General features: G+C 43.9%; 4 protein-coding genes and 1 pseudogene. 3 read left to right on the top strand and 2 right to left on the bottom strand.

Annotation, left to right across the window (positions count from 1 at the left end; genetic code table 11):
• Positions 1–51 precede the first annotated feature (51 nt).
• Together WKF69_RS18025 and preA are read left to right on the top strand one after the other, a co-directional pair.
• Positions 52–1,437, top strand: coding sequence for an NAD(P)-dependent oxidoreductase (locus tag WKF69_RS18025; RefSeq protein WP_340383696.1), 1,386 nt, complete (start codon positions 52–54; stop codon positions 1,435–1,437).
• Between the two features lie 8 nt (positions 1,438–1,445).
• Entirely contained in the window at positions 1,446–2,714 is a 1,269-nt protein-coding gene (gene preA / locus WKF69_RS18020; RefSeq protein ID WP_340383694.1) for an NAD-dependent dihydropyrimidine dehydrogenase subunit PreA, read from the top strand.
• 19 nt (positions 2,715–2,733) lie between these two features.
• Here preA and WKF69_RS18015 read toward each other — a convergent pair whose 3' ends face one another.
• Entirely contained in the window at positions 2,734–3,858 is a 1,125-nt protein-coding gene (locus tag WKF69_RS18015; protein WP_340383692.1) for a carbohydrate-binding family 9-like protein, read from the bottom strand.
• A 190-nt stretch (positions 3,859–4,048) separates the two neighbouring features.
• Here WKF69_RS18015 and WKF69_RS18010 point away from each other — a divergent pair, with 190 nt between their 5' ends.
• On the top strand, positions 4,049–5,602 hold the full coding sequence (locus WKF69_RS18010; RefSeq protein WP_340383690.1) for a M20/M25/M40 family metallo-hydrolase: 1,554 nt from the start codon (positions 4,049–4,051) through the stop codon (positions 5,600–5,602).
• A gap of 84 nt (positions 5,603–5,686) precedes the next feature.
• On the opposite strand, the pseudogene WKF69_RS18005 reads toward WKF69_RS18010, so the two are convergent.
• Positions 5,687–6,410 (bottom strand): annotated as a pseudogene (locus WKF69_RS18005) (radical SAM protein); the annotation flags it as partial.

Below are 6,410 nucleotides of genomic sequence, written 5' to 3'. Positions count from 1 at the left end.
TTCCGCGACAGGCGCCCTGAAACCTATGGTAAGTTAACCGAGCTTTAATATATGGCTATATCAGATAACAGGCTTTCTCAGGAAGGGTATGAATCCAATTTCAAGGATATCCACCCACCCTTTGAAAATTATACCGCGGCAGCTGTTGAGGCTAACCGCTGTATATTCTGTTATGATGCGCCTTGTATGAAATCTTGTCCTACAAGTATCGACGTACCCAAATTTATTAAACAGATCTCTACAGAAAATATAAAGGGCTCTGCGCACACCATTTTTTCGTCGAATATTATGGGTGGCGGGTGCTCAAAGGTTTGCCCGGTTGAAAAGTTATGTGAGGGTGCCTGTGTATATAACCTTCTCGAAGAGGAGCCAATTCAAATCGCGCGGCTCCAGAGATATTCAACAGAGAAAGCTATAAAGGAAAAATGGCCCTTATTTACCCGGAAACCATCGACAGGAAAGAAAGTCGCGATAGTTGGTGCGGGCCCGGCGGGCTTATCTTGTGCGCACGTTCTCTCCCGTGAAGGTATCGATGTAACGATTTTTGAAAAAGAACAACGCGGCGGCGGGCTTATGACTTATGGTATCGCTGCGTATAAAGTTACTCCTGAATTTTGCCAGGATGAAGTGGATTATATTCTTTCGCTTGGAGGAATAGAAATCGAATACGGCCGAGCGCTTGGAGAAGATGTGCATCTCCATGATCTGGAAGAAAAATTCGATGCCACATTCATCGGAATTGGAGTAGGCTTAACACGCAGGCTCGGAATTCCTGGAGAAGATTTCGAAGGCGTTGCTGATGCGATAAATTTCATTTACGATATTCGCACCAAGCCCTTCGACAAAATACCGGTTGGCAATAAAGTAGCTGTCATTGGGATGGGTATGACCGCAATTGATGCAGCTACACAAGCAAAGCGGCTCGGTGCTGAAGAAGTAACCTTAATATATCGTCGCACGCAGGAGGAAATGCCCTGCACAGAAAAAGAGCTTAATATTGCTAAACTGGATGGCTGTAAGATCATCTGGCTGGCATCACCCAAGGAGATCACTGGTTTCGATGGAAAAGTAACGAGCCTTATCTGTGATGTAATGGCTTTAAATCATGCCGCACCTGGCGAACGGAAATTGCCTGAACCGACAGGCCAAACGATTCAATTGGAAGTCGATATGGTCATCAAAGCTACCGGGCAATTGCCTTTTGACAAGCTTGTTGATGAAAATGAATTCATAAATAAGAACGGCAGACTTTTAGTTGATGATCAGCAGGAAACATCCATTGCTTCTATTTTTGCAGGCGGTGATTGCGTGAATGGAGGCAAAGAAGTAGTTGACGCCGTTCAGGCCGGTAAAGATGCAGCTGCGGGTATCCTTAACTATCTCAAAATAATACCTCTTCCAACGGAACCTCTTGTCATAAATCCACTAAAGCTTTAACTCAGAAAATGGCAGATCTATCATCAAACTTTCTGGGCATTAAGTCCCCAAACCCATTTTGGCTGGCGAGCGCTCCGCCTACCGATAAAAAAATAAATGTACTCCGGGCTCTGGAAGCAGGATGGGGTGGCGTTGTATGGAAAACATTAGGTTCCCAGGTTAAGAATGTATCATCCCGCTATTCTGCTGTTAATTTTCATGGCGGAAAAATTATGGGTTTTAACAACATAGAGCTTATCTCCGATCGCCCGCTGCAAATAAATCTGGACGAGATTAGAGAAGTGTTGAGGCTTTTCCCCGATCGTGCGATGATCGTTTCATTGATGGCCGACAATTCCCGCGAAAGCTGGCATGAGCTAATAAAAAAAGTCGAGGACACCGGTGCACACGGATTAGAGCTTAATTTCGGTTGCCCTCACGGAATGACAGAAAGAGGAATGGGCGCAGCCGTAGGCCAGGATCCTGAAATTGCCCGGACGGTAGTGGAATGGGTGATGGAATGCGCAACAATTCCGGTAATCACAAAACTTACTCCAAATGTACATTCGGTGGTTCCGACCGGAAAAGCAGTTGTTGAAGCCGGAACAAATGCACTATCTCTTATCAATACCATACAATCTGTTACCGGCATAGATCTCGATACGCTTGTTCCAAATCCAAATGTTGCAGGAAAATCTGTTTTCGGAGGATATTGCGGACCGGCAGTAAAGCCCATCGCTTTAAAATTTTTAACTACTCTGGGTCAGAATGAAACGACGAGGAATGTTCCTGTTTCAGGGATTGGGGGCGTTAGCACATGGAAAGATGCGGTTGAGTTTATGCTTTTAGGAGCTACAAATGTCCAGGTCTGCACTGCGGTAATGACGCATGGGTTCCGCATTATCGAAGACCTTTGTGAGGGATTGAGTAACTGGATGGATGAGAAAGGCTTTGAGGATGCAACAGACTTTATCGGTAAGTCTCTTCCCGTGATGACTAATTGGGAAGAGCTGGATATTAACTATCATATTGTTGCTCACATCAATCAGGATAAGTGCATCCATTGCGGACTCTGTTACATTGCCTGCGAGGACACGGCTCATCAGGCTATTAATCTATCATACGGAACACCCTATAACACTTATTCTATAAAAGAACCCGAATGTGTGGGCTGCAATCTATGCTCTCTTATTTGTCCAGTTGACAATTGCATCACGATGGTTGAACAGAGAAAAGGGGATGAATATCTAAATTGGAAAGAGTTTCAGAAAAGGGGATTGCCTTTGAATGATCATTGATCCGGTTGCCAGTTGCTGGTTACCTCGCTTTGCTGACTTGAACCAGTCCCTCATCATTCACGCTATACGTAATCTCATCGCCGCTGATATAAACCATAAACTGACGACTGGTGGCTTCCATCCGTAATTTATTGTCTTTCCCATCCACCTTAAATTCTGTTTCAGCAATCCCAAGATCTTTCAGTTCTTTCGCGTAGAGCCTGTTCTTCTGGAAATACTCCTTTTGCCTGTAATAAACCAGCCATAAATGTTTTTTCTGAATCTCGCTATAGGGGATCGTGTATTGTGCCTGAGGCTTCCCTGTGTCAGCCTTGCTGAAGTATAAATAACCCCACCGCTCAGGATAATGCATATTGATCAATCCCTGCGGCGACCAAACCCAATTATGTTCCGGGAGGTTTCGGCCATTTGCACCTTTTAGTTTAACGTATTTACCGTCTTTCACTTCCACATCCCATGCCACTCTTGAGAAGCCCATTCGCCATAATTCACCATCACTGGGAACTTTTGCAACGTTGCCCATAGTTACGGCCATGAACGGGATAAACATCTCGACAGTCCAGCCCTTGTCTGTATCGCTGGGGTTGTTAAGCGTTCCTTGTATACTCACCGCCGTCTTCATACCAGGGGTATTATATGCAAACATTGCCCCGCTATTATTACGGTAGGGCTTAGGCATGAATAGATCAAAAATTGTGTTTGCCGCATTTACTTCGATCTCGTAATAACGGTGTGTATCATTATCCGGATCAATAAAAACCTCGAAGTCATTATCATAAAAAACAATGTCATCATGATTTTTTAAATATGCCCAGACATGTGGGTCTAGAAGCTCCGCAGCGATGTACAAACCTTCAGCAGTCCAGGTCATCTTTGCTCTGGTATTCCATGTTGGTATGGGTTTACTATCGCCCTCTATATCCTTAAAATCTTCGGTCCATACAGCATTTTGCCATGCAGGATCATCAATTTTCCCGTCTATAAGTGGAGCTGCATTTGTGAATTTTGCAACATATTGCCGCGGAGTTGTAAACAGGGCTTCTTTTCCAGAGAAAACCGACTGAGAATACACAAAGGATTCATTTATTAATATTAGAATCAGCAGAAATGAATATTTACGGGCTCGGGGAAAAACGGCGTCCATGTTATAAGTGTATATAGTCCGAGAAATTTAAGAAGATTTATTCACACCCGGCAATTTCATTTTCGTCGTAGAGTCTTTAAGTTCCTCACGAGGGTCGATTGTATTAAGTAACATGTCAGTTAACTGAATTTGCAAAGCCAGATTATTATGTAAGTTTGGGTCAACCATTATAAACTCTAACTATTGTTCCATGAAACAATCGATAGGATTGCTATCCGTTTCGCTATTATTTTCGGCTACGCTATCATTCTCACAAGCCAAAGACCCAATAGTTGAAAGCATAATAAAGGAGGCAACTCAAAACTCCCAATTAAAAAAACTTGCTCACGAATTAACTGACGGCATCGGGCCGAGGCTGGTAGGGACTCCACAAATGAAACAGGCTCATGATTGGGCAGTGGCTAAATATCAAAGCTGGGGCATAAGCGCAAAGAATGAGAAATGGGGTGAATGGCGCGGATGGGAAAGAGGAGCTTCTCACATCGACATGGTTTATCCGCGAGTAAAGTCGTTGGAAGGGATGCAGCTGGCCTGGAGCCCGTCAACAAATGGGAAATCTATTACTGCTGAGACCATCATTTTGGGAAATGCATCAGATTCCATAGCCTTCCAAAATTGGCTTCCTGCTGTTAAAGGGAAGTTTGTAATGATTTCAATGAACCAACCTACTGGTCGTCCTGACTACAACTGGCAGGAATTTGCTACGAAGGAGTCTTTTGAAAAGATGAAGGTCGAGCGCACTGCAGAAACAACTTCATGGAGATCTCGAATCACTAAAACTGGCTTAACATCCAAGAATCTCGCACTGGCGCTCGAGAAAGCTGGGGCAGCTGGCATAGTGGCATCGAACTGGTCTGCTGGTTTTGGCGTCAATAAAATATTCAGTGCTAATACAACAAAGATTCCAACTATTGATCTTTCATTGGAAGATTATGGTTTATTATACCGCCTGACAGAATCGGGCATCAACCCTAAGATTAGTGTAAGGGCCGATTCAAAAGAACTGGGAATGGTCCCAACATTTAATACCATCGCGGAGATTCGTGGAACTGAAAAACCCGAGGAATATGTAATGCTATCAGCTCATTTCGATTCATGGGATGGCGGTACCGGAGCAACCGATAATGCCACGGGGACAATAACCATGCTTGAAGCAATGAGAATCGTTAAGAAAGTTTATCCTAATCCTAAAAGAACAATTCTTGTTGGTCACTGGGGAAGTGAAGAACAAGGCTTGAATGGTTCAAGGGCATTTGTTGAAGATCATAAGGATATAGTAAGCAACATCCAGGCTCTCTTTAACCAGGACAATGGAACTGGCAGAGTCGTCAGTCTTTCGGGACAAGGGTTCCTAAACGCTTATGATTATCTGGGCCGCTGGTTGAATCCCGTTCCTGCCGAAATCAAATCACAGATTGAGACAAGCTTCCCTGGTTCTCCAGGCGGCGGGGGTTCCGATTACGCTTCATTTGTTGCGGCGGGAGTACCTGCGTTTTCGTTAAGCTCTTTGGGCTGGTCATATGGCAATTACACGTGGCACACCAACCGCGATACTTATGATAAGATAGTATTTGACGATGTACAGAGTAATGCGATTCTTACAGCGATTTTAGTTTATATGGCTAGTGAAGACCCGGCAAAAACATCTCGTGAAAGAAGTATACTGCCTGTAAGTTCAAAGACCGGCAGGCCAACTGAATGGCCGGCACAGAGGTCTCCAACCCGTAAAGGGGGAGTTGATTAGAGTAATTCCACCCGCGTTGTATCAGTCAATGAGAATAAAGCTAAAAGGAGGCTTTCTATAAAGGATAGTCTCCTTTTTTTGTGATTACAGTACTAATAAACCCGACTGTCTAAGAGCATTGACAGCTTTCCCATACCAAAATGGCTCAAAGTCCTCTCCTGTTATTTTTTCGAAGTCTTCTCTAACTTTTTGAAAGGTTAGTCGATCTGCATTTTCAGTACTAATGTTATACAGGAAGCTAATAAGCCAATCCGAGTAGGATTTATCGATCTGAATGCTAAACTCCGATCTCTTATCGTAAAATTTGAATTCGGTCATTTCCCACTGCTTGCCTCTTTTTGTCTTTGTAAACGTAGTTACAACAGGCTTTGATCCGAGCCATACAAGCTTTGCATCAGGTTTAACCAAAAAGCTGTCTTCGGTATTAATTGCAGTTTCTATAAAGGCCGGATCCACTTTGGTGCGCGGGATCTTATGTTCAAACCATGATTGCAAAGGGTTTTCGAAACAAATCCCATGCATATAATTGAATAAGGACTTTTTTAGCCCGTAACTGAACACCTCATGATCGGCCCCGCTGGCATCGTAATGAACAATATCATTATTTGCAAAAGTCCCCGTAGCTGAAGTTGCGCGGGACACGTTAAACTGCTCCGGATACATACCCACTGGACTATGAACAGTCATGGCAAATTGGTGCCAGAACGCAGATTGCAGAACTCCTGCTTCAAACATCTGTCGAACCATCTCTAAAGAATCAATGGTTTCCTGGGCTGTCTGAGTAGGAAAGCCATACATCAGATACGCG

The organism is Daejeonella sp., assembly GCF_037719425.1.
Taxonomy (GTDB): Bacteria; Bacteroidota; Bacteroidia; order Sphingobacteriales; family Sphingobacteriaceae; genus Daejeonella.
The sequence above is the reverse complement of the archived record's forward strand: the minus strand, read 5'-3'. Positions and strand labels throughout refer to the sequence as shown.

Excerpts from the sequence above, each read along its gene's own strand:
- WKF69_RS18025 (WP_340383696.1), top strand. The coding sequence starts at position 52 with ATGGCTATATCAGATAACAGGCTTTCTCAGGAAGGGTATGAATCCAAT.
- preA (WP_340383694.1), top strand. The coding sequence starts at position 1,446 with ATGGCAGATCTATCATCAAACTTTCTGGGCATTAAGTCCCCAAACCCA.
- WKF69_RS18015 (WP_340383692.1), bottom strand. The coding sequence starts at position 3,858 with ATGGACGCCGTTTTTCCCCGAGCCCGTAAATATTCATTTCTGCTGATT.
- WKF69_RS18010 (WP_340383690.1), top strand. The coding sequence starts at position 4,049 with ATGAAACAATCGATAGGATTGCTATCCGTTTCGCTATTATTTTCGGCT.